The organism is Pseudomonas sp. AN3A02, assembly GCF_011765255.1.
GTDB lineage: Bacteria > Pseudomonadota > Gammaproteobacteria > Pseudomonadales > Pseudomonadaceae > Aquipseudomonas.
Genome location: NZ_JAARNI010000004.1, coordinates 500315 through 523576, shown reverse-complemented (window position 1 = coordinate 523576; position 23262 = coordinate 500315). Strand labels below are relative to the sequence as shown.

At 61.0% G+C, this 23262-nt stretch carries 22 protein-coding genes; 19 read left to right on the top strand and 3 right to left on the bottom strand.

Translation table 11 applies throughout. From position 1 onward, the window contains the following. The first annotated feature begins 319 nt into the window (after nucleotides 1–319). From HBJ59_RS19375 to HBJ59_RS19300, 16 genes are all read left to right on the top strand, one after another. Nucleotides 320–1942, top strand: coding sequence for a methyl-accepting chemotaxis protein (locus tag HBJ59_RS19375; RefSeq protein ID WP_076017494.1), 1623 nt, complete (start codon nucleotides 320–322; stop codon nucleotides 1940–1942). Then, nucleotides 1942–2454 carry a chemotaxis protein CheW gene (locus HBJ59_RS19370; protein WP_076017493.1) on the top strand — a complete coding sequence of 171 codons (513 nt, stop codon included), beginning with the start codon at nucleotides 1942–1944 and terminating at the stop codon, nucleotides 2452–2454. The genes HBJ59_RS19375 and HBJ59_RS19370 overlap by 1 nt, the downstream gene beginning before the upstream one ends. Then, nucleotides 2454–3704 carry a protein-glutamate O-methyltransferase CheR gene (locus tag HBJ59_RS19365; protein WP_167664456.1) on the top strand — a complete coding sequence of 417 codons (1251 nt, stop codon included), beginning with the start codon at nucleotides 2454–2456 and terminating at the stop codon, nucleotides 3702–3704. Before HBJ59_RS19370 ends, HBJ59_RS19365 begins: the two co-directional genes overlap by 1 nt. After that, nucleotides 3701–4387, top strand: coding sequence for a chemotaxis protein CheW (locus HBJ59_RS19360; RefSeq protein WP_076017491.1), 687 nt, complete (start codon nucleotides 3701–3703; stop codon nucleotides 4385–4387). Before HBJ59_RS19365 ends, HBJ59_RS19360 begins: the two co-directional genes overlap by 4 nt. Beyond that, entirely contained in the window at nucleotides 4384–6681 is a 2298-nt protein-coding gene (locus tag HBJ59_RS19355) for a hybrid sensor histidine kinase/response regulator (RefSeq protein WP_167664455.1), read from the top strand. The genes HBJ59_RS19360 and HBJ59_RS19355 overlap by 4 nt, the downstream gene beginning before the upstream one ends. Next, the gene (locus HBJ59_RS19350; RefSeq protein ID WP_076017489.1) at nucleotides 6678–7688 is read left to right on the top strand and encodes a chemotaxis response regulator protein-glutamate methylesterase; all 1011 of its coding nucleotides are present in this window, start codon (nucleotides 6678–6680) and stop codon (nucleotides 7686–7688) included. The genes HBJ59_RS19355 and HBJ59_RS19350 overlap by 4 nt, the downstream gene beginning before the upstream one ends. Nucleotides 7689–7739: 51 nt before the next feature. Next, nucleotides 7740–8741: a diguanylate cyclase domain-containing protein gene (locus HBJ59_RS19345; protein WP_167664454.1), complete on the top strand. Its 1002-nt coding sequence runs from the start codon at nucleotides 7740–7742 to the stop codon at nucleotides 8739–8741. Between the two features lie 309 nt (nucleotides 8742–9050). After that, nucleotides 9051–10146, top strand: a protein-coding gene (gene prfB / locus HBJ59_RS19340) for a peptide chain release factor 2 (protein ID WP_141099662.1) whose coding sequence is annotated in 2 segments (ribosomal slippage) — nucleotides 9051–9122 and nucleotides 9124–10146 — 1095 coding nt in all. Because the reading frame shifts where the segments join, the coding sequence is not laid out codon by codon here. Between the two features lie 79 nt (nucleotides 10147–10225). After that, nucleotides 10226–11728, top strand: coding sequence for a lysine--tRNA ligase (gene lysS, locus HBJ59_RS19335; protein WP_167664453.1), 1503 nt, complete (start codon nucleotides 10226–10228; stop codon nucleotides 11726–11728). 151 nt (nucleotides 11729–11879) lie between these two features. Then, nucleotides 11880–12596 carry a TetR/AcrR family transcriptional regulator gene (locus HBJ59_RS19330; protein WP_076017486.1) on the top strand — a complete coding sequence of 239 codons (717 nt, stop codon included), beginning with the start codon at nucleotides 11880–11882 and terminating at the stop codon, nucleotides 12594–12596. Between the two features lie 16 nt (nucleotides 12597–12612). After that, nucleotides 12613–13161 carry a hypothetical protein gene (locus tag HBJ59_RS19325; protein ID WP_167664452.1) on the top strand — a complete coding sequence of 183 codons (549 nt, stop codon included), beginning with the start codon at nucleotides 12613–12615 and terminating at the stop codon, nucleotides 13159–13161. A 21-nt stretch (nucleotides 13162–13182) separates the two neighbouring features. Further along, entirely contained in the window at nucleotides 13183–14460 is a 1278-nt protein-coding gene (locus tag HBJ59_RS19320) for a flavohemoglobin expression-modulating QEGLA motif protein (protein ID WP_076017484.1), read from the top strand. 160 nt (nucleotides 14461–14620) lie between these two features. After that, the gene (locus HBJ59_RS19315) at nucleotides 14621–15526 is read left to right on the top strand and encodes an alpha/beta hydrolase (RefSeq protein ID WP_076017483.1); all 906 of its coding nucleotides are present in this window, start codon (nucleotides 14621–14623) and stop codon (nucleotides 15524–15526) included. Further along, nucleotides 15523–15849 (top strand): hypothetical protein, encoded by a 327-nt coding sequence (locus HBJ59_RS19310; protein WP_076017482.1) that lies wholly within the window; start codon nucleotides 15523–15525, stop codon nucleotides 15847–15849. Before HBJ59_RS19315 ends, HBJ59_RS19310 begins: the two co-directional genes overlap by 4 nt. A 112-nt stretch (nucleotides 15850–15961) precedes the next feature. Beyond that, nucleotides 15962–16261, top strand: coding sequence for a hypothetical protein (locus tag HBJ59_RS19305; protein ID WP_178124278.1), 300 nt, complete (start codon nucleotides 15962–15964; stop codon nucleotides 16259–16261). 220 nt (nucleotides 16262–16481) lie between these two features. Beyond that, complete coding sequence (locus HBJ59_RS19300) at nucleotides 16482–16649, top strand: hypothetical protein (protein ID WP_167664205.1); 168 nt, start codon at nucleotides 16482–16484, stop codon at nucleotides 16647–16649. A gap of 29 nt (nucleotides 16650–16678) precedes the next feature. Here the strand turns inward: HBJ59_RS19300 and HBJ59_RS19295 are convergent, their stop codons facing one another. The 3 genes from HBJ59_RS19295 to HBJ59_RS19285 form a co-directional block, all read right to left on the bottom strand. After that, entirely contained in the window at nucleotides 16679–17464 is a 786-nt protein-coding gene (locus tag HBJ59_RS19295) for an OmpA family protein (RefSeq protein WP_076017480.1), read from the bottom strand. A 55-nt stretch (nucleotides 17465–17519) separates the two neighbouring features. Beyond that, entirely contained in the window at nucleotides 17520–17933 is a 414-nt protein-coding gene (locus tag HBJ59_RS19290) for a DUF4398 domain-containing protein (protein WP_173860415.1), read from the bottom strand. Between the two features lie 301 nt (nucleotides 17934–18234). Beyond that, the gene (locus HBJ59_RS19285) at nucleotides 18235–18579 is read right to left on the bottom strand and encodes a pilin assembly protein (protein WP_167664451.1); all 345 of its coding nucleotides are present in this window, start codon (nucleotides 18577–18579) and stop codon (nucleotides 18235–18237) included. Between the two features lie 187 nt (nucleotides 18580–18766). On the opposite strand from HBJ59_RS19285, the gene ppc reads away from it, so the two are divergent. From ppc to tsaB, 3 genes are all read left to right on the top strand, one after another. After that, nucleotides 18767–21412: a phosphoenolpyruvate carboxylase gene (gene ppc, locus HBJ59_RS19280; RefSeq protein WP_167664450.1), complete on the top strand. Its 2646-nt coding sequence runs from the start codon at nucleotides 18767–18769 to the stop codon at nucleotides 21410–21412. 268 nt (nucleotides 21413–21680) lie between these two features. Then, nucleotides 21681–22328, top strand: coding sequence for an adenylate kinase (gene adk, locus HBJ59_RS19275; RefSeq protein WP_076017477.1), 648 nt, complete (start codon nucleotides 21681–21683; stop codon nucleotides 22326–22328). 89 nt (nucleotides 22329–22417) lie between these two features. Next, nucleotides 22418–23104, top strand: a complete 687-nt coding sequence (gene tsaB / locus HBJ59_RS19270) for a tRNA (adenosine(37)-N6)-threonylcarbamoyltransferase complex dimerization subunit type 1 TsaB (RefSeq protein WP_076017476.1) — start codon at nucleotides 22418–22420, stop codon at nucleotides 23102–23104. The last annotated feature ends 158 nt before the right edge of the window (nucleotides 23105–23262 follow it).

Genomic DNA, 23262 nt, shown 5'->3' with positions numbered 1-23262 from the left:
CGGCAGGACGCCGGGTTAGCCGCGCTGGGCCAAGGATGGCCCATCGCGGCGGCCCACGGTCCAAAGCCGGAGTGAGGGCACACCGAGCATTAGCGAGGTGCCGAGTGGTGGGGCAAGAGCCCTTTTGGTTACTTTTGGGGCTCTTTTCCAAAAGTGACCCGCCGTAAGGGCGGAACCCTAAGCCGCCGTTACCGCAGCAACGGATATGCCCCCCCAAAACTCCCCCCCCCGTGTGACCCAGATCCCACAACCCGTTGATTAATGATGGCACCCGCTCAGCTATACTCCCCTCCATTTGAATGGCCCTCGAGGAATTACTGTGAAGAACTGGACCTTGCGCCAACGGATATTGGCAAGCTTTGCGGTCATCATCGCGATCATGCTGCTGATGGTAGTGGTCTCGTATTCACGCCTGTTGAAGATCGAGGCTGGCGAGGAGTCAGTCCGCGACGACGCAGTCCCCGGGGTCTACCTAAGCTCCATGATCCGCAGCGCCTGGGTCGACAGCTACCTCGACACCCTCGACATCATCGGCCTGCGCAAAGACAAGGTGCTCACCGACGCCGACAAGGCCGACTACAAGTCCTACGAAGCGCGCATCCTCACGCAGATGGCCAATTACAAGGCAACCATCAACGGCGCTGATGATCAGGCCGAGTTCGATAAATTCGAAGCCCTGCACCAGGCCTACAACAAGGCATTGGCCACCGTAACGGACAATCTGCAACGCAATGACGTCGCCGCCGCCCGCAAAGTGTTCGACGAAGAGCTGACCCCGACCTGGACCGCAGGCCGCAAGAAGCTCAACGACATCATCACCGAAAACAAAAACGTCGCCGACCGCGCCACCAACGCTATCGACGACGCGGTGTCCGCTGCAAAAATCAGCATGGGCGTCTCCCTGATCCTCGCGATCCTCGCCGCCGGTCTCTGCGGCCTGCTGCTGATGCGCGCGATCATGGCGCCGATGAAACGCATCGTCGACATCCTCGAAATCATGCGCACCGGTGACCTGAGCAAACGCCTGAACCTGGAACGCAAAGACGAATTCGGCGCGGTGGAAACCGGCTTCAACGACATGATGACCGAGCTCACTGCCCTGGTATCCCAGGCCCAACGCTCCTCGGTCCAGGTCACCACCTCGGTCACCGAGATTGCTGCCACCTCCAAGCAGCAGCAGGCCACCGCCACAGAAACCGCCGCGACGACCACCGAGATCGGCGCTACTTCCCGGGAAATCGCCGCCACGTCCAAGGACCTGGTCCGCACCATGACCGAAGTCTCCACCGCTGCCGACCAGGCCTCGGTGGCCGCCGGCTCCGGCCAGCAAGGCCTGGCACGCATGGAAGAAACCATGCACTCGGTGATGGGCGCGGCCGACCTGGTGAACGCCAAGCTGGCGATCCTCAATGAGAAGGCCGGCAACATCAATCAGGTGGTCGTGACCATCGTCAAGGTTGCCGACCAGACCAACCTGCTGTCCCTCAATGCCGCCATCGAGGCCGAGAAGGCCGGTGAATACGGTCGCGGTTTTGCCGTGGTGGCCACCGAAGTGCGGCGTCTGGCCGATCAGACCGCCGTCGCTACGTATGACATCGAGCAGATGGTGCGCGAGATCCAGTCGGCAGTGTCGGCCGGGGTGATGGGCATGGACAAATTCTCCGAAGAAGTGCGCCGTGGCATGTTCGAGGTGCAGCAAGTGGGCGAGCAATTGTCGCAGATCATCCATCAAGTGCAGGCCCTGGCGCCGCGGGTGTTGATGGTCAACGAAGGGATGCAGGCCCAGGCCACCGGCGCCGAGCAGATCAACCATGCGCTGGTGCAGTTGGGTGATGCCAGCAGCCAGACCGTAGAGTCCCTGCGCCAGGCCAGTTTTGCCATTGACGAGCTGAGCCAGGTCGCGGTCGGCCTGCGCAGCGGCGTGTCGCGTTTTAAAGTCTGATGAGCGACCTCGCGGCTAAACGCGGTGCCGTTGCGGCAGTGAAAAAAGCACTGTTTCTGGTGTTTCACATCGGCAATGAACGCTATGCCCTCAAGGCCACGGAAGTGGCCGAGGTACTGCCGCGCCTGCCGCTCAAGCCCATTGCCCATGCGCCTGTGTGGGTCGCCGGGATCTTTGCCCATCGCGGGGCGATGGTGCCGGTGATCGACCTCAGTGCCTTGACCTTCGGCACGCCGGCTCAGGCGCGCACCAGTACGCGCCTGGTACTGGTCAACTATCAGCCGGATGCACTGGCTCCGGCGCGCTGGCTGGGGCTGATCCTCGAACAAGCCACCGACACCTTGCGCTGTGATCCTGCAGAGTTCCAGCCCTACGGCCTGGACAACCGCCAGGCACGCTACCTGGGCCCGGTGCGCGAAGACGAGCGTGGCTTGATGCAGTGGATAGGCGTGGCCGACCTGCTGACGGCTGATGTGCAGGCGCTGCTGTTTGCCGCCGGCGAGGAGGGTTGATGAGCAGTGATCAACGCTTCTTCGACTTCCTGAAAGAACGCATCGGCCTCGATGTGGCCTCGGTGGGCGAAGCGATTATCGAGCGTGCCGTGCGCCAACGCAGCCAGTCAATGAATGCGCAGACCGCAGATCAATACTGGCAGCAGTTGTTGGTCTCGACCGACGAACAGCAAGCGCTGATCGAAGCGGTGATCGTCCCCGAAACCTGGTTTTTCCGTTACCCCGAGTCCTTCGCCACATTGGGCCGGCTGGCGGTCGCACGTCTGGCTGAAATCAAGCACATGCGCGCCCTGCGGATCCTCAGCCTGCCATGTTCCACCGGCGAAGAACCCTATTCGATCGCCATGGCCTTGCTCGACGTCGGGCTGGCGCCGCATCAGTTCAAGGTGCAAGGCATGGACGTCAGCCCGCTGTCGGTGGAGCGCGCCCGCCGCGGGGTGTACGGCAAGAATTCGTTTCGCGGCCAGGACATCGAGTTCCGCGATCGCCACTTCACCGAGCAAACCGACGGCTACCGAATTGCCGACCGCGTGCGCGAACAAGTGCGCCTGCAAGTGGGCAACCTGCTGGACCCCACGCTGCTGGCCAACGAGCCCACCTACGATTTCGTGTTCTGCCGCAACCTGCTGATCTACTTCGACCAGCCAACCCAGAAGCAGGTGTTTGAAGTGCTCAAGGGCCTGACCCACGTCGACGGCGTGCTGTTTATCGGGCCTGCCGAAGGCAGCCTGCTGGGGCGCCTGGGCATGCGCTCGATTGGTGTGCCGCAGTCGTTTGCCTTCAGTCGTCACGCTGAGCCTGCGCCGGAACCGGTATTTGTGCCGATGCCTGCGCCGATCCCCCAGCGCAGTGCCGCGCCTATCCCGACCAAGCCCCGGCCGTTCAGCACGATCAGCGCTCAACCCGTCGCTCCGATCAAACCGCCGCCCGCGCAGTCGGACGCTGCCGATCTGCTCAGCCAGATCGCAACCCTGGCCAATGAAGGCAAAAGCCTTGAGGCCCGTGCCGCCTGCGAGCGTTATCTGCAAACTCACCCGCCAGCAGCCCAGGTGTTTTATTGGCTGGGCCTGCTCAGCGATGTGGCCGGCAGCGCCCTGGAAGCCCAGGGTTATTATCGAAAAGCCTTGTACCTGGAGCCCCAGCACCCGCAGGCCTTGATGCACCTGGCCGCGTTGCTCGAATCCCAGGGCGATGTCGCCGGTGCCCGGCGTTTGCAGGCCCGTGCCGCCCGCAGTGAGCGTAAACAATGACCCTGGATACCGCGCTGAACCTGGCCCTGGCCGACACCCAAGCCATCGACGACTGCTGGAACCGCATCGGCATCCACGGCGACAAGTCTTGCCCGTTGCTGGCCGAACACATCCACTGTCGCAATTGCTCGGTGTATTCCGCCGCCGCCACGCGCCTGCTCGACCGCTACGCCTTGCAGCAGGACGATCATCGTCCCGTAGCGGCGCCGCAAGTCGAAGGCGATGTGGTCACCCGTTCGCTGTTGATGTTCCGCCTCGGCGAAGAGTGGCTGGGCATCGCCACCCGCTGCCTGGTGGAAGTGGCACCGCTGCAACCGATTCACTCCTTGCCACATCAGCGTTCACGCGCCCTGTTGGGCGTGGCCAATGTGCGCGGCGCGCTGGTGGCGTGCCTGTCCCTGGTGGAATTGCTCGGGCTGGACGGCGCCAGCAGCGGCCCCAGTGGCGGGCGAATCATGCCGCGCATGCTGATCATCGCGGCGCAGGACGGCCCGGTGGTGGTGCCGGTGGACGAAGTGGACGGCATCCATGCCATTGATGAACGCACTTTGAACGCGGCTTCTGCTTCTGGCACCCAGGCCAGCGCCCGCTATACCCAAGGCGTGTTGCAGTGGAAAGGCCGCAGCCTGCGCTGGCTGGACGAGGCGCAATTGTTGTCTGCCGTAACCCGGAGCCTCACATGACCCCCGACCAGATGCGCGATGCCTCGCTGCTGGAACTGTTCAGCCTGGAAGCCGACGCCCAGACCCAGGTGCTCAGTGCCGGTCTGCTGGCCCTGGAGCGCAACCCGACCCAGGCCGACCAGCTCGAAGCCTGCATGCGCGCCGCCCATTCTTTGAAGGGCGCGGCGCGGATTGTCGGGGTGGACGCCGGTGTCAGCGTCGCCCACGTGATGGAAGATTGCCTGGTCAGCGCCCAGGAAAGCCGGCTGTACCTGCTGCCGGAACATATCGACGCACTGCTGCAAGGCACCGATTTGCTGATGCGCATCGCCACGCCGGGCAACACCGTGGGCGCGGCGGACATCGAGTCCTACGTGGCGCTGATGGAGCGTTTGCTCGACCCGTCGCAAAAAGTCGCACCGCCCGCTGCGCCAACGCCAACGCCGGCACCTGCGCCAGAACCTGAATTGTCGATGGAAGCACTGCTGACCCTGCCGCCGGAGCCCGAACCCGCGCCGCCCGTCAGTGCCGAACAGCCACGCCAGAACAAACGCATGACCGAAGGCGGCGAGCGCGTATTGCGGGTCACTGCCGAGCGCTTGAACAGCCTGTTGGACCTGTCCAGCAAATCCCTGGTGGAAACCCAGCGGCTCAAGCCATATCTCGCCAGTTTGCAACGCCTCAAGCGCATCCAGAGCAACAGTGTCCGGGCCCTGGATAACCTTGACGGCCACCTCAAGACCGTCGACCTGAGCCTGGAAGCCCAGGAAGCCCTGGCCGACACCCGCCGCCTGTTGAGCGAAGCCCAGGCGTTGCTCGCGGAAAAAACCGCCGAAATCGATGAGTTCGGCTGGCAGGCCGGGCAGCGCGCCCAAGTCTTGTACGACACCGCGCTGGCGTGCCGCATGCGGCCGTTTGCCGATGTACTGGCCGGGCAGGTGCGCATGGTTCGTGACCTCGGCCGTAGCCTCGGTAAACAGGTGCGCCTGGAAATCGAAGGCGAGAAGACCCAGGTCGACCGCGACGTGTTGGAAAAACTCGAAGCGCCGCTCACCCATTTATTACGCAATGCCGTCGACCACGGCATCGAAATGCCCGAGCAACGCCTGCTGGCGGGCAAACCCGCCGAAGGCTTGATCCGCCTGCGAGCGTCCCACCAGGCCGGCCTGCTGGTGCTGGAACTGAGTGACGACGGCAACGGTGTCGACCTGGAACGCCTGCGCGGCACCATCGTCGACCGGCATTTGTCGCCGCTGGAAACCGCCCTGCGCTTGAGCGAAGAGGAGCTGCTGACGTTTCTGTTCCTGCCGGGCTTCAGCCTGCGGGACAAGGTCACCGAGGTTTCGGGCCGCGGTGTCGGTCTGGATGCGGTACAGCATATGGTTCGCCAGTTGCGCGGCGCGGTGGTGCTGGAGCAAACGGCGGGGCAGGGCAGTCGCTTCCATCTTGAAGTGCCGTTGACCCTGTCGGTGGTGCGCAGCCTGGTGGTGGAGGTCGGTGAAGAGGCCTACGCCTTCCCGCTGGCTCACATCGAACGTATGTGTGACCTGGCCCCCGACGACATCGTGCAACTGGAAGGTCGCCAGCATTTCTGGCACGAAGGCCGGCATGTCGGCCTGGTCGCCGCCAGCCAGTTGCTGCAGCGCCCACCCGGGCAGGGCAATCAGGAAACCCTCAAGGTCGTGGTGATCCGCGAGCGCGATGCCGTCTACGGGATTGCCGTGGAGCGTTTTATCGGCGAGCGCACGCTGGTGGTGCTGCCCCTGGATGACCGGCTGGGCAAGGTCCAGGACATCTCCGCCGGTGCCCTGCTCGATGACGGCTCGGTGGTGTTGATCGTCGACGTTGAAGACATGCTGCGTTCAGTGGACAAGCTGCTCAATACCGGTCGTCTGGAGCGTATCGCCCGGCGTACCCAGCAAACCCAGGAAGCAGCGCGCAAGCGTATTCTGGTGGTGGATGACTCACTGACCGTGCGCGAGCTGCAACGCAAACTGTTACTTAATCGCGGTTACGAAGTAGCCGTGGCGGTCGATGGCATGGATGGCTGGAACGCGCTGCGCTCCGAAGACTTTGACCTGTTGATCACTGACATTGATATGCCTCGCATGGACGGTATTGAATTGGTCACACTCTTGCGCCGTGATACTCGCCTGCAATCCCTGCCGGTGATGGTTGTTTCCTACAAAGATCGGGAAGAAGACCGCCGCCGTGGACTGGACGCCGGCGCCGACTATTATCTAGCCAAGGCCAGCTTCCATGACGACGCGTTGTTGGACGCGGTGGTAGAGCTGATTGGAGGAGCCCGGGCATGAGGATTGCGATCGTCAATGACATGCCCATGGCTGTGGAAGCCTTGCGCCGGGCGCTGAGTCTTGAGCCGGCCCATGAGGTGGTGTGGGTTGCCAACAATGGCCTGGAGGCGGTGCAGCGCTGCGCCGAGCTGACGCCCGACCTGATTCTGATGGACCTGATCATGCCTTTGATGGACGGCGTGGAAGCCACCCGGCAGATCATGGCCGAGACGCCCTGCGCGATCCTGATTGTCACCGTTGATCGCCAGGCCAACGTCAGCCGCGTGTTTGAAGCCATGGGCCATGGCGCCCTGGACGTGGTCGACACCCCCGCGCTGGGTGTGGGTAACCCGAAGGACGCCGCGGCGCCGCTACTGCGCAAGATCCTCAACATCGGCTGGCTGATCGGCCAGCGTGGCAGCCGCGTACGGGCCGAGCCTGCGCCCCAGCGGACCATGGGCAAACGCCAGAGCCTGGTGGCCATCGGTTCATCCGCCGGTGGCCCGGCTGCCCTGGAATCCCTGCTCAAGGGCTTGCCCCGGGACTTTTCGCCGGCCATTGTGTTGGTGCAGCATGTGGACCAGGTGTTCGCCGCCGGCATGGCTGAATGGCTGAGCAGCGCCTCGGGCCTGCCGGTGCGCCTGGCCCGGGAAGGCGAGCCGCCCCAAAGCGGCGTGGTGTTGCTGGCGGGCACCAATCATCATATTCGGCTGCTGAAGAACGGCACGCTGGCCTACACCGCAGAGCCGGTGAACGAGATTTATCGGCCGTCCATCGACGTGTTTTTCGAAAGCGTTGCCAGTTACTGGAACGGTGATGCCGTCGGCGTGCTGCTGACGGGGATGGGCCGTGATGGCGCCCAGGGACTTAAAACGATGCGTCAGCAAGGCTACCTGACCATCGCGCAGGACCAGCAAAGCTGTGCGGTTTACGGCATGCCCAAAGCGGCAGCGGCGATCGATGCGGCTGTTGAAATTCGCCCACTGGACAGAATTGCGCCACGATTGCTGGAGGTATTCGCAAAATGACCGATATCACACGCTGTCCTGGCCTGCAGGTAGTAATTCAGGTGATTGCAAATGAATGATTTACAGCTCGACGACTTCAAGACCGACGAAAACGCCGCCATGGTGTTGCTCGTCGACGACCAGGCAATGATCGGCGAAGCCGTACGCCGGGGCCTGGCCCATGAAGACAACATCGACTTCCATTTTTGCGCCGACCCGCACCAGGCCATTGCCCAGGCGATCCGTATCAAACCGACGGTGATCCTGCAGGACCTGGTGATGCCGGGGCTCGACGGCCTGACCCTCGTGCGCGAATACCGTAATCATCCGGCGACGCAGAACATCCCGATCATCGTGCTTTCCACCAAGGAAGACCCGCTGATCAAGAGCGCGGCGTTTGCCGCCGGTGCCAACGATTACCTGGTCAAGCTGCCGGATAACATCGAGCTGGTGGCGCGTATCCGTTACCACTCGCGCTCCTACATGACCCTGCTGCAGCGGGACGCGGCGTACCGTGCGCTGCGGGTCAGCCAGCAGCAGTTGCTGGACACCAACCTGGTGCTGCAACGGCTGATGAACTCCGACGGCCTGACCGGGCTGTCCAATCGCCGGCATTTCGACGAATACCTGGAGCTGGAGTGGCGGCGTGCCATGCGTGACCAGACCCAGCTGTCGCTGTTGATGATCGACGTGGACTTCTTCAAGACTTACAACGACAGCTTTGGGCACCTGGAAGGCGATGAAGCGTTGCGCAAGGTGGCTGCGGCCATTCGTGATGCCAGCAGCCGTCCCTCGGATTTGCCGGCGCGTTACGGCGGTGAAGAGTTTGCCCTGGTGCTGCCCAACACCTCGCCGGGCGGTGCGCGGCTGGTGGCCGAGAAACTGCGCCAGGCGGTGGCGGGCCTGAAAATCCCGCACATTGCCCCGGCGGAAGGCTCGAGCCTGACCATCAGTATTGGTTTGGCGACCATGACCCCGGTACAGGGCACCGATTGCCGGCAGTTGATCTCGGCGGCGGACAAGGGCTTGTACCTGGCCAAGCACAATGGGCGTGATCAGGTGGGGATCGAATAACGACGGCAAAATGCTGGTTGTCGGGAGAGCGTTTGCTGTGGAGAGGTAGCTTGCTGTGGTGAGGGAGCTTGCTCCCGCTGGGCTGCGAAGCAGCCCCAGACCATCACCACGTACCGCCTGACACACCACAGTGACATTGCAAGGGGCTGCTGCGCAGCCCAGCGGGAGCAAGCTCCCTCGCCACAGGGTTCTCTTGAACTCGCATTTGCTGATGCAACCCCGCCTTTTCGGCCAAGCGGGCTGCCGCTCCCGCCCGTTTGTCGTTATACTCTTCGGCTTTCAAAAGTTCGCCAACGAGTGCTGCCCGCCATGGAAATCAACCCGATCCTTAACACCATCAAGGACCTGTCCGAGCGCTCCGAAACTATTCGGGGGTATCTTTGACTACGATCAAAAGCATGAGCGTCTGACCGAAGTCAATCGCGAGCTTGAAGATCCGGCTGTCTGGAACAAACCTGAATACGCCCAGGAACTGGGCCGCGAGCGCGCTGCGCTGGCGCAGATCGTCGAGACCCTCGACGAGCTGAACACCGGTCTGGGCGATTGCCGCGACCTGCTGGACATGGCCGTCGAAGAAGACGACGAAGGTGCAGTGGGCGATATCGTCGCCGAGCTGGCCCGTCTCGAAGAGAACCTCGCCAAACTCGAATTCCGCCGCATGTTCAGCCATGAAATGGACCCGAACAACGCCTACCTGGATATCCAGGCCGGTTCCGGCGGCACCGAAGCCCAGGACTGGGCCAACATCCTGTTGCGCATGTACCTGCGCTGGGCTGACAAACGCGGTTTCGACGCGACCATCATGGAGCTGTCGGCCGGTGAAGTGGCTGGCATCAAGGGCGCGACCGTGCACATCAAGGGCGAATACGCCTTTGGCTGGCTGCGTACCGAGATCGGTGTTCACCGCCTGGTGCGCAAGAGCCCGTTCGACTCCGGCAACCGTCGCCACACCTCGTTCTCCGCTGTTTTCGTCTCGCCAGAGATCGACGACAAGGTGGAAATCGAGATCAACCCGGCAGACCTGCGCATCGACACCTACCGTTCCTCCGGCGCCGGTGGTCAGCACGTAAACACCACCGACTCGGCCGTACGTATTACCCACGTACCGACCAACACCGTGGTCAGCTGTCAGAACGAACGTTCCCAGCACGCGAACAAGGACACCGCCATGAAAATGCTGCGGGCCAAGTTGTACGAGCAGGAAATGCAGAAACGTAACGCCGCGTCCCAGGCGCTGGAAGACACCAAGTCGGATATCGGCTGGGGTCACCAGATCCGCTCGTACGTGCTCGATGCGTCGCGGATCAAGGATCTGCGTACCAACATCGAACGCAGCGACTGCGACAAGGTGCTCGACGGTGATATCGACGAATACCTGGAAGCCAGCTTGAAATCTGGCCTGTAACCCCCTGTAGGAGCGAGCTTGCTCGCGATCCCCAACCGAAGGTTGGGGAAAACGTACCCGTGATGGAATTTCAAAAGACATGAGCGACCAACAACTCGACCCGCAAGCCCTGCAACAGGAAGAAAACTCCCTGATCGCCCTGCGCAAGGAAAAGCTTGCTGCCGAGCGCGCCAAGGGCAATGCCTTCCCCAACGACTTCCGCCGCGAAAACTACTGCGATGCCTTGCAGAAACAGTACGCGGACAAGACCAAGGAAGAGCTGGCAGAGGCTGCGATCCCGGTCAAGGTGGCAGGTCGCATCATGCTTAACCGTGGCTCGTTCATGGTGATCCAGGACATGACCGGTCGCATTCAGGTCTACGTCAACCGCAAAACCCTGTCTGAAGAAACCCTGGCCTCGGTGAAAACCTGGGACATGGGCGACATCATTGCCGCCGAAGGCACCCTGGCCCGTTCCGGCAAGGGCGACCTGTACGTTGAAATGACCAGCGTGCGCCTGCTGACCAAGTCGCTGCGCCCGCTGCCGGACAAGCACCATGGCCTGACCGACACCGAGCAGCGCTACCGCCAGCGCTACGTTGACCTGATCGTCAACGAAGAAGTGCGCCAGACGTTCCGCGTACGCTCGCAAGTGATCGCGCACATCCGCAGCTTCCTGATGGCGCGTGACTTCCTGGAAGTCGAAACGCCGATGCTGCAAACCATCCCCGGTGGTGCCGCAGCCAAGCCTTTCGAAACCCACCACAATGCGCTGGACCTGGAAATGTTCCTGCGTATCGCGCCGGAGCTGTACCTCAAGCGCCTGGTGGTTGGCGGCTTCGAGAAAGTGTTCGAGATCAACCGCAACTTCCGTAACGAAGGCGTTTCGACTCGTCACAACCCTGAATTCACCATGTTGGAGTTCTACCAGGCTTACGCCGACTACGAAGACAACATGGACCTGACCGAAGAACTGTTCCGCGAACTGGCGCAGTTGGTCCTGGGTTCCACCGATGTGCCGTACGGCGACAAAGTGTTCCACTTCGGCGAGCCGTTCGTGCGCCTGTCGGTGTTCGATTCGATCCTCAAGTACAACCCTGAGCTGACCGCTGACGACCTGACCGACATCGACAAGGCCCGTGCCATCGCCAAGAAAGCCGGCGCCAAGGTGCTGGGCTTTGAAGGTCTGGGCAAATTGCAGGTGATGATTTTCGAAGAGCTGGTTGAGCACAAGCTGGAACAGCCGCACTTCATTACCCAGTACCCGTTCGAAGTGTCGCCGCTGGCCCGTCGCAACGATGACAACCCGAACGTTACCGACCGTTTCGAGCTGTTCATCGGCGGCCGTGAAATCGCCAACGCCTACTCCGAGCTGAACGACGCAGAAGACCAGGCCGAGCGCTTCATGGCCCAAGTGGCCGACAAGGACGCCGGCGACGACGAGGCGATGCACTACGACGCCGACTTCGTTCGCGCTCTGGAATACGGCATGCCGCCTACCGCTGGTGAAGGCATCGGCATCGACCGGTTGGTGATGTTGTTGACCAACTCGCCGTCGATCCGTGACGTGATCTTGTTCCCGCACATGCGGCCACAAGCGTAACCGTAGCGAAATCCGAAGCCGCCTTTTATAAGGCGGCTTTTTTATGTGGCGTATTTAAGCGTCAAGCTAACAGCGCCAGATGATCGTCCCCACACTCTGCGTGGGAACGCAGCCCGTGACGCTCCGCGTCACCCTGAAAGGAAGATCTGTCGTGAACCGCGTAATCGCTCAAAAGGGTGCCGCCGGCATAGCCGCTGCCGTGGCTGAAAGTGTTCAGTACCAGGGCCGCAAGGCCAGTCGCCGGGGCAGTGAGCAACGCCGGCAGGACATTCTCGATGCGGCGATGCGCATCGTGGTGCGTGAAGGCGTGCGCGCCGTGCGTCATCGTGCGGTGGCGGCAGAGGCCGGCGTGCCATTATCGGCCACTACCTATTACTTCAAGGACATCGACGACCTGCTCACCGACACCTTCGCTCAATACGTGGAGCGCAGCGCGGCGTTCATGGGCAAGTTATGGGTGCGTAATGAAGGGCTGCTGCGGGAGATGGTCGCTTACGGCGACGGCAGTCCGCAGTCGCGCTCGCAACTGGCCGACGACATCGCGCGCCTGACCGCCGATTACGTGCAACGCCAATTGCTCAATCGCCGCGAGCACTTGATGGCCGAGCAGGCGTTTCGCCAGGAAGCGCTGCTGAACCCGCGCCTGGCCGAGTTGGTACGTTCTCACCAACAAATCCTGCTGCAGGGTACTTGCCAGTTTTTCCAGGTATTGGGTTCGCGCGAGCCGCAACAGGATGCCAAAGTGTTGACGGCGATTATCGGTCGGATGGAATATCAGGGCCTGCTGGGCGGTGCAGAGCCTCTGACCAGCGAAGAAATGCTTGAGATCCTCAAGCGTTACATGCATTTGGTGTTGGCTTCGGTCTGACACAGGGGAGTGTTCAATGAAAGCCTGGCGTGTCGTTGTGATCGCCTTGTCGTTCCTGTTGCTCAGCGGTTGCCTGGTGACGTTCAAGGATCCGTTGCCGGCCAGTGAGGCGGCGCCTGAGGCCCTGTTGGGCAAATGGGCCAGCAAAAATGCCTGGGGCGAGCCGCTCAACCTGCAGATCAGCCGCGTGGGCGAACATCGCTACAAAGCCGTGAGCTACCCTAAAGCTCAGCCGGGCCAACGTGATGAATACCTGTTCACGGTTTCCCGCCATGGCAGCCGCTGGTATTTGTCGGCGCCGCTGCCGGCCAAGTTTGGCGGGCATTTCATCCTGGCAGGCTTCGAGCTCAACGATGAACACGAATTGGTGGTCTACAACCTCGACCTGGACCAGATCCACCAGGCTGTCGGCCAGAAAGTCCTTGGCGGCAGCACTGTCGAAACCGTCGAAGGCGACGGCGTATTGATCAACAGCCCCATGGCCCAGGTGTTTGCCTACCTGGATGACCCGGCCAATGCTGACGTGTTCGTCGAAGCCGTGCGCTACCAGCGCGCGAGCAAATAACGTTTAAAGAGGAAGTACCGGGTGGACGATTACCAGCAGACGATACGCACCTTGTCCGATCGCATTGTGCTGGCGCAAACACCGATTCGCGTCCTCGACGCCGTGAAGTGGGACGAGAATATCCGCCAGGGATTTCTCAAGGCCAAGGGCAAGGAAATGCCGGCGGTGGACCGCGATTACTACCTGAACCGGCCACTGTCGTTCGATTCCAGCGCGGTGAAGCTGGAGTTCCAGAACATCGAGCGTGACATCACCCGCCAGCTTGGCCAGTTCAACCCGGTCGGGCAGATCATGCGGCGCATGTGCAAGGAATACCGCATGGTAGTGCGCATGCTCGAAGCGCGCGGCACCGAGGATTTCGGCCTGATTTCCCAGGAACTGTACGGCGCCGCCTCCGATGCGTTCCACGCCGGTGACCCGACCCTGGCCGACCTCGGCCTGATGATGTCGGACTACCTGAACAATATCGACGGCCGTGGCGACCTCAAGGACGAAGCCAAGACCCTCACCGCCAAGGACGCCGTCGGCCTGCTGCAAAGCCGCCTGAACAAGGTATTCGGCGAGGCTGAGGAAACCATTCGGGTGTTCGAGTCTGACGGTATCGTGGCGGATGCGGCGGCAGGCGCCGACTACATCAAGATCCGCGCCGACGCGATGTTCAACGACCGCGACGTGCGCGCCCTGGAGGTCCATGAAGGCCTGGTGCATGTGGGCACCACCCTCAATGGCCAGAACCAGCCGATCTGCACCTTCCTGTCCAAGGGCCCGCCCTCGTCGACGGTGACCCAGGAAGGCCTGGCGATCCTGATGGAAATCATCACCTTCGCCTCCTATCCCAGCCGCCTGCGCAAGCTGACCAACCGCACCCGCGCCATCCATATGGTGGAGCAGGGTGCTGATTTCCTGCAGGTGTTCGAATTCTTCCGCGAGCAGGGCTTTGAAATGGCGGAAAGCTACGGCAACGCCAGCCGGGTTTTCCGTGGGTCGACGCCTACGGGTCTGCCGTTTACCAAGGATTTGTCCTACCTCAAGGGCTTTATCATGGTTTACAACTACATTCAGTTGGCCGTGCGCAAAGGCAAACTGGAGCAAGTGCCGCTGCTGTTCTGCGGCAAGACCACCCTGGAAGACATGCGTACCCTGCGCCAACTGGTGGATGAAGGCCTGGTGGTACCGCCCAAATACCTGCCGGATCAGTTCCGTGACATGAATGCGTTGGCGGCGTGGATGTGTTTCTCCAACTTCCTCAACCATTTGAGCCTGGATCGGATCGAGGCGGATTACTCCAATATCCTTTAACGATATCTCTGAAGGAACTCGGTCAAAATGTGGGAGCGGGCTTGCTCGCGAATGCGGTGTATCAGCAACAGGTGTGTTTACTGACCCACCGCATTCGCGAGCAAGCCCGCTCCCACATTTGATCTCCATAGGTCACAACCCATTCACGAGGCTTCAACGGATGAGAATCCTCGGCATTCTTTGCCTGCTACTGACCCTGAACGGCTGCAGCTCGCTGCTGTTTTACCCGGAGCGCGGCTTGCCGTTCACCCCGGAAAAGGCCCACCTGCAATACCGTGACGTGACACTGACCACCGCCGATGGCGTCAAGCTGCACGCCTGGTGGCTTCCGGCCAAGGCCGGTGTGCCGCTCAAGGGCACGGTGCTGCACCTTCACGGCAACGGAGGTAACCTCGCCTGGCACCTCGGCGGCAGTTGGTGGCTGCCGGAGCAGGGCTATCAAGTGCTGCTGCTGGACTATCGCGGTTACGGCCTGTCCGAAGGTGAAGCTTCGCTGCCGGCGGTTTACCAGGACATCGACGCCGCCTTCAAGTGGATCGACGACGCCCCCGAAACCCAGGGCCAGCCGCTGATCGTGCTGGGCCAAAGCCTGGGCGGTGCGCTGGTGGTGCACTACCTGGCGGAACATCCCGAGCGCCAGCCCCAGCTCAAGGCGTTGGTGCTGGACGGTGTGCCGGCCAGTTATCGTGACGTAGGACAATTCGCCCTCAGCACCTCCTGGCTAACATGGCCATTCCAGGTACCGTTGTCGTGGCTGGTACCGGACGCCGACAGTGCGATCAACGCCATGCCCCGGCTGACCGGTGTGCCGAAGTTGTTGTTCCATAGCCTCGATGATCCGATCGTGCCGCTGTCCAACGGCATCCGCCTGTATCAAGCTGCGCCGCCACCGAGGGTGCTGCAACTGACCCGGGGTGGTCACGTGCAGACCTTTGCCGACAAGACCTGGCAAACCGTGATGCTGCGCTACCTCGACGACCCGCAGCATTTCAACGGGCTGCGCCGCCTGGGGGAAATCCCCAATTACCCGGCGTCCCCGAATTCCAATGCAGAGAACCCGCAATGAGCGAAGAACGCAACATGATCCCCCTGATCCTCACCGGCATTGGCACCATCATCGGCACCGTTGGCTGCCTGTGGTACTACGGCTATTTGCACTTCGCCAAGCCTGAGGATGCATTGCTGCTCAGCGACTTCACCATGCTCAAGACCGTGCCAGGGGAAGACTACAAAATCTCCCTGACCCCGGCCGCCCAGGTAGCGCAGTGTGTCGATGGTGTGTTGGTGCTGTTTGATACCGAACAGAAAGGCCTGACCGGCGTCCTGGTGAACGGCAAGAAACAGGCAGTGCGATGCATGGGCCAGGAAACGCCGCAATTGGAACAGTAGGACGAATGAAGTGGGAAGGGTCTGGAACCATTTTAAGTGAGTTACCACAGATTCTGCACTGGCCAGCGGCGCTGGTGCAGTTATCTCTGCTACTTAATTTGGAGTCAGTCATATGACAAGTCCCATCTCAGGCAACACACCTTCTTCCAGTACCGCAGGTGCGGGAGGAGATAATTCGCGCATTCAGCAATTGGAGCAACAAATTCAGCAACTGAAGAACCAATCCTCCCAAGGGGGCGGTGGCGCGCAGGGGGCGGAGGGCGGCGAAAACATTCAGGAGCTGATCAAGAAGCTGATGGAAGAACTGTCAAAACTCACGGGGCAGGGTGCTCAGGAGCAGGGCGCAGACCAAGGCGGTGATAACAAGATAAACGCAGTGTCGGAGAACAACCCGGCGCAAGCGACCTTCTGACCCCAAGGCTTTGGAAACGCGCTAAGACCTCGTGATTCTTAGGTCTGCCAATAAAAGAATCCCGCCAACTGGCGGGATTCTTCATGCAGCTAGAAACGATCAGTCAGCGACGGTGTGGGCAGCGTGCTGTTACGGGCTAGTTCGTGACAGGACTCTCTGGAACCGTATTGCCTAAGAAACCACAGAAAGCGATGTAACGTGCACAGAGTGGGGCGAGAAGGTGGATATTCCTTTAATAACCAGAATGGCGGCCATCGTCTGGGCGCATAAAGAGCTGGACATGCGAGACGCTGAGGATCAAAAGCTCAAGCGACTGATGGACAAGCTGCCGGCCGAGGATACAAACCGCCCGGTCCAATTCGACAAGACCAAAAAAAACCCACCGTGAGGTGGGTTTTCTTATCCAGCATCAATCGATCAGTTAGCCATCGAAGAACGTGGCTTGACCGGCTGGTTGTCGTTGGAGATGGTCACTTCAACGCGGCGGTTCATGGCACGGCCCGAAACGCTGCCGTTGTCGGCAACCGGGTATTCCTTGCCATAACCCTGGGTCACGATGCGCGAGATATCCACACCCTGATTAGCCAGTGCGCGCTGTACGGAAGCGGCACGGCGCTCCGACAGGCTCTGGTTGTACGAGTCGGAACCGGTGCTGTCGGTGTAGCCTTCGACAATCACTTTACGGTCCGGGTTATCACGCAGGAACTGCGCTAGCTTGGTGATGTTCACCAGGCCGCTGGACTTCAGGTCCGACTTGTTGGTGGCGAACAGCACGTCACCAAACGTCACCAGGGTGCCGCGATCGGTTTGCTTGGCGTTCAAGCTGTCTTGCAGTTGCTTGATCTGCGCGTCACGGGCTTCCAGCAGGGCGCGGGCACGTTCGTCGCCAGCGTTTTTCAGCTTGGCTTCGGACTCACGCAGGACGATGGTGTCCTTGGCCACTTCAACGCGCTGGTTGGTCAGGTAGGCCAGTTGGTCGACCTTCTTCTGGTCTTCCTTGTCGCGGTAGGCCTTGTCAGCCTTGTCCAGCCACTCGCTGGCGTCTTTGGTTTCCAGCGCCGCTACTTTGGTGGCTTGCGGGTTGGCTTGCAGGGCCGAGAAGTTGGTGCGAGCGTTTTCCAGGTTCGCGTTCGGCGGGGTAGAGCACGCCGCCAGAGCAACGCTCATTGCCAGCAGGGCAGGGATCATCAATTGTTTACGCATAGTCGTGTCGTCCTTTCAATTCGGTTTCGGGTGCAATGCAATCAGAGGTAGCGGCTTATTGCTGCGGCTTGATAACAGCCGGACGCATGCCTTCCTGACGCAGCTCCTGAACAGCTTTCTGGGAATCCTTCACAGCTTGGTCGGCCTTGGCAGCCTGGGCTTTGCGCTCTGCGACGCGTGCGTCCCACTCGGCTTGTTCGGCCAGGCGACGGGCTTCGTCATAATTCTTGTCGTGCATGGCAATTTCAGCTTGCTTCAGTTTGTCCTGAGCCGACTTCATTTCCACGGCTGCGTACTCGGTACCACCGGCGCTGACGGCGCTGTTCACCGCAGATTGGGTAACAGCGTATTGCTCGGTCGGTGGGTTGCCGGCGCAGCCAGCCAGTACGAAGCTGGTGCCGATTGCCAGCGCGGCCAATTTAAGCCCGCGCAGGTGGTTAAACGAGGTTTTGGCAGTGCTGGTCTTCATCGTCTTCAACTCCATTAGGTAACTCCTGAAAAACATCAAATCCATCTCCGGCTTGCAGTGTCTGCGGGGGCCCGGCGGTAAAGCTCGGGACGCCTATTCAAACGGCTGTTCCAAGTGATGGCTTACTGGCTGTGACCGGAGGCTTTTTTGAATAGTTCAGCGAAGATGGCGATTTGCCTAAAAAAATATCTGACTGAACGGTCAGCGTTTAAAAGTTGGAACTTTTGCAATACGCAGGGGTATTCAGGGCCCGTCGGAGGCCCTGAATACTGGAGGTTTCGGTTTTTTTAGCGGAGGTTGACTAGTGTTTCTGCTTGTCGGACTGAGCCGACAGATCGTGCAGATAGCGCCGTGACAGCGTGAGAAAGCGTGGGGTTGGGCCAACGTCTTCGTACAGCGGATCGCCTTCCTCATCGGTAGCAATCACCTGCATGCCCTTGATGTAGGGAAAGCTCGCTTCCAGCTCTTCGAGGGCTGCGCCAATCAACTCGCCGAGCAGTTCTTCGGTGTGGCGTTTGGGGTACATCTCGGAGATCGCCGCCAGCCTGGCAGCGGCTTCAACGTCCAGATGGATGGCGTATTCGGTTTTGGTCAGGCGACCCTTGGCGTTTTCTTCCCAATGCTGGGCCAGTTCTCGGATTTTCATGGCAACCTCAATGGAGCCCACGGTACGCGGGCGATGATGAGTGACCAGCCGGCCAGCGCGGATAACGCTGCGGCTTACTGTTGAGACTAGCTGCAACTCACAAGGTTTAAAGTTCCTTGTAAGACTTCGCCGTGGGCGGCACTCTTGAGGATCAAAGCGTCCCGGATTTTCTGCTGGAGATTGGCTGATGAGCGATATCGATGCACGTTTGCGTGAGGATGTTCACCTGCTGGGTGAGCTGTTGGGCAACACGATTCGAGAGCAGTACGGCGATGAATTCCTCGACAAGATCGAGCAGATCCGTAAAGGCGCCAAGGCCGACCGCCGTGGCGCGGCTTCGGAGCAGGCGGCTGGCGAAGAGCTGAGCGCCAGCCTCAACCAACTGAAAGAAGATGAACTGCTGCCGGTGGCGCGGGCCTTCAACCAGTTTCTCAACCTGGCCAACATCGCCGAGCAGTACCAGTTGATCCACCGCCGTGATGAATCAACGCCTGCGCCGTTTGAGTCACGGGTACTGCCGGAACTGCTGGCACGCTTGCAGAGCGAAGGCCACAGCAGTGAATCCCTGGCGCGCCAGTTGGGCCGGCTGGAAATCGAGCTGGTGCTCACCGCGCACCCCACCGAAGTCGCCCGCCGCACCCTGATCCAGAAATACGATGCCATCGCCGCACAACTGGCCCTGCAGGATCACCGCGACCTCACCACCGCCGAGCGCGAGCAGATCCGCAATCGCCTGCAACGCCTGATCGCCGAAGCCTGGCACACCGAAGAAATCCGCCGCACCCGGCCCACGCCTGTAGACGAAGCCAAGTGGGGCTTTGCGGTGATCGAGCATTCGTTGTGGCACGCCATCCCGAATTATTTGCGCAAGGCTGATCATGCCTTGCATGCGGCGACCGGTTTGCGCCTGCCCCTGGAAGCCGCGCCGATTCGCTTTGCGTCCTGGATGGGCGGCGACCGCGACGGCAACCCCAACGTCACCGCGCCGGTCACCCGTGAAGTGTTGCTGCTGGCACGCTGGATGGCAGCTGACCTGTACCTGCGCGATATCGATCACCTGGCCTCCGAGCTGTCGATGCAACAAGCCAGCCCGGCATTGCAGGCCAAGGTCGGCGACAGCGTCGAACCTTATCGGGCGTTGCTTAAGCAACTGCGTGAGCGCCTGCGCGCCACACGCCAATGGGCCCACACCTCGTTGACTACCACCACGCCGGCGCCTGCCGATGTGCTGCAAAACAACCGCGAGCTGCTCGAGCCGCTGGAGCTGTGCTACGAGTCGTTGCATACCTGCGGCATGGGCGTGATTGCCGACGGCCCGCTGCTGGACTGCTTGCGTCGGGCGGTGACGTTTGGCCTGTTCCTGGTGCGCCTCGACGTCCGTCAGGATTCGACCCGCCACTGCGCGGCCATGACTGAAATCACCGATTACCTGGGCCTTGGCCGTTACGAGGATTGGGACGAAGAGGCGCGCATCAGTTTCCTGATGAAGGAACTGGCCAACCGTCGCCCCTTGTTGCCGGGTTACTTCAAACCGTCGGCAGACACTGCCGAAGTGCTGAACACCTGCAAGGAAATCGCCGCCGCACCTGCCGCTTCGCTGGGTTCCTACGTCATTTCCATGGCCGGCGCCGCGTCGGATGTGCTGGCTGTGCAACTGCTGCTCAAAGAGTCCGGCGTACAACGACCGATGCGGGTGGTGCCGTTGTTCGAGACCCTGGCTGACCTGGACAACGCAGGCCCGGTGATCGAGAAACTGCTGCTGTTGCCGGGCTATCGCGCCCGTCTGCAGGGCCCGCAGGAAGTGATGATCGGCTATTCGGATTCGGCCAAGGATGCGGGCACTACCGCCGCCGCCTGGGCGCAATACCGGGCCCAGGAACAGTTGGTGGAAATCTGCCGCGAACAACAAGTCGAACTGCTGCTGTTCCACGGTCGCGGCGGCACCGTAGGCCGCGGCGGCGGCCCGGCGCACGCGGCGATTCTGTCGCAGCCACCGGGTTCGGTCGCGGGGCGTTTCCGCACCACCGAACAAGGCGAGATGATCCGCTTCAAGTTCGGCCTGCCGGACATCGCCGAGCAAAACCTCAACCTGTACCTGGCGGCAGTGCTGGAGGCGACGTTGTTGCCACCGCCACCACCGGAGCCGGCCTGGCGCCACTTGATGGACGAATTGGCCGCCGACGGTGTCAGCGCTTACCGCGCCGTGGTGCGGGAAAATCCGCAATTTGTCGAGTATTTCCGCCAGTCCACGCCGGAGCAGGAGTTGGGCCGCTTGCCTTTGGGCAGTCGCCCGGCCAAGCGTCGAGCCGGCGGTATTGAAAGCCTGCGGGCAATCCCGTGGATTTTCGGCTGGACCCAAACTCGCCTGATGCTGCCGGCCTGGCTCGGTTGGGAAGCGGCCTTGAGCAAGGCCCTTGAGCGCGGCGAAGGTGAGTTGCTGGGGCAAATGCGCGAGCAGTGGCCGTTCTTCCGTACGCGCATCGATATGCTGGAAATGGTGCTGGCCAAGGCCGACGCCGACATCGCCCGCCTGTATGACGAGCGTCTGGTACAGCCTGATCTGCTGCCATTGGGTGCGCACTTACGCGACCTATTGTCGCAGGCGTGCAGTGTAGTGCTTGGCCTGACTGGCCAGTCTCAGCTGCTGGCCCATAGCCCCGATACCCTGGAGTTCATCCGGCTGCGCAACACCTACCTCGACCCGTTGCACCTGTTGCAGGCCGAGTTACTGGCCCGATCGCGGCAACAGGAGGCGGCGCAGGACAGCCCTCTGGAACAGGCGCTGCTGGTGTCTGTGGCCGGTATTGCCGCCGGATTGCGCAACACCGGCTGACATTTATGGCGTGTTCTCAATAGCTTGCAGATACATCGCGCCGGTCGCCGTCAAAATGTCGACCGGCGTTTTGCTGTCCGGGTTGTACCTGCCGATAAAGCCAGCGCGGCGCGGGTTTCTCCTACTTTCGGCGGCTTGTGTGGTTTGGGCCTGCTGTGTATCTTGATCAGCCTTTGGCCGTTTGTGCGGCCTGGACCCAAAATTTCCGAGATTGGCCCCATGCGGCGAATCCGAGCGTCATCTTTATAAAAAATTGAGGAGCACATCGATGCGCGTCATTCTGCTGGGAGCTCCCGGGGCCGGTAAAGGTACTCAGGCAAAGTTCATCACTGAAAAATTCGGCATTCCACAAATCTCCACCGGCGACATGCTGCGCGCGGCCGTCAAGGCGGGCACCGAGCTGGGCCTGATCGCCAAGAGCGTGATGGACAGCGGCGGCCTGGTCTCCGATGACTTGATCATCAACCTGGTCAAGGAACGCATCAGCCAGGACGACTGCAAGAACGGTTTCCTGTTCGACGGTTTCCCGCGCACCATTCCCCAGGCTGAAGCCCTGGTGAAGGCCGGCGTCGAGCTGGACAACGTGGTGGAAATCGCCGTTGAAGACGAAGAGATCGTGCAGCGTATTGCCGGTCGTCGTGTTCACGAAGCCTCGGGCCGCGTTTACCACATCGTCTACAACCCGCCGAAAGTGGCTGGCAAGGATGATGTCACCGGCGACGACCTGGTGCAGCGTAAAGACGATACTGAAGAAACCGTGCGCCATCGTCTGTCGGTCTATCATTCCCAGACCAAGCCGCTGGTGGACTTCTACCAGAAACTTTCGGCCGCCCAGGGCAAGCCGAAGTACAGCCACATCGAAGGTGTGGGTTCGGTTGAAGCCATCACTGGCAAAGTACTGCAAGCGCTGAGCTGATCGTTCATCCGCTTGATTGACAACGGCCCGCTTGCGGGCCGTTGTTGTTTATACTGACGCACTTTTTTTCAACGTGGATGCATACACCGATGAGCACCTTGCTGGCCCTGGACACCGCGACTGAAGCTTGCTCCGTTGCCCTGCTGCATGATGGCAAGGTCACGAGCCACTACGAGGTGATCCCGCGCCTGCACGCGCAGAAGCTGTTGCCGATGATCAAGCAACTGTTGCTGGACGCGGGCACCACCTTATCGGCGGTGGACGCCATCGCGTTCGGCCGTGGCCCGGGTGCGTTTACCGGTGTGCGCATCGCTATTGGCGTGGTTCAGGGATTGGCATTTGCTCTCGAGCGTCCGGTGTTGCCGGTGTCCAACCTGGCGGTACTGGCGCAGCGGGCGTTTCGCGAACACGGCGTGAGCCAAGTTGCCGCTGCCATCGATGCGCGCATGGACGAAGTGTATTGGGGTTGCTACCGCGAAACCGCTGGCGAGATGCGCCTGGTGGGTGCTGAAGCCGTGTTGCCGCCTGAAACGGCGGCCTTGCCGGCTGATGCCAGCGGCGACTGGTTCGGTGCCGGCACCGGCTGGGGCTACGGCGAGCGCATTGGCGTGACGCTTGCGGGCCAGGATGCCGCAATGTTGCCCCATGCCGAAGACCTGCTGACCCTGGCACGCTTTGCCTGGGAGCGGGGCGAGGCAATTGCGGCCGACCAGGCAGCGCCTGTGTACCTGCGGGATAAAGTGGCGCAAACCAAGGCTGAACGCGGAATTATTTGACGTCAAAAAGGCGGGCAATTTCAGGCAAAAATCGCCAATCGTCAGAATTTGCCCGCGCTTTTAAACCTTTTACCAATTATGTGTTCTAGTTATCACCAGAGCATTTGCGCGCCATGGAAAGCGCCACTAAAATGCCATCACCGATACCGAGTTCGCAT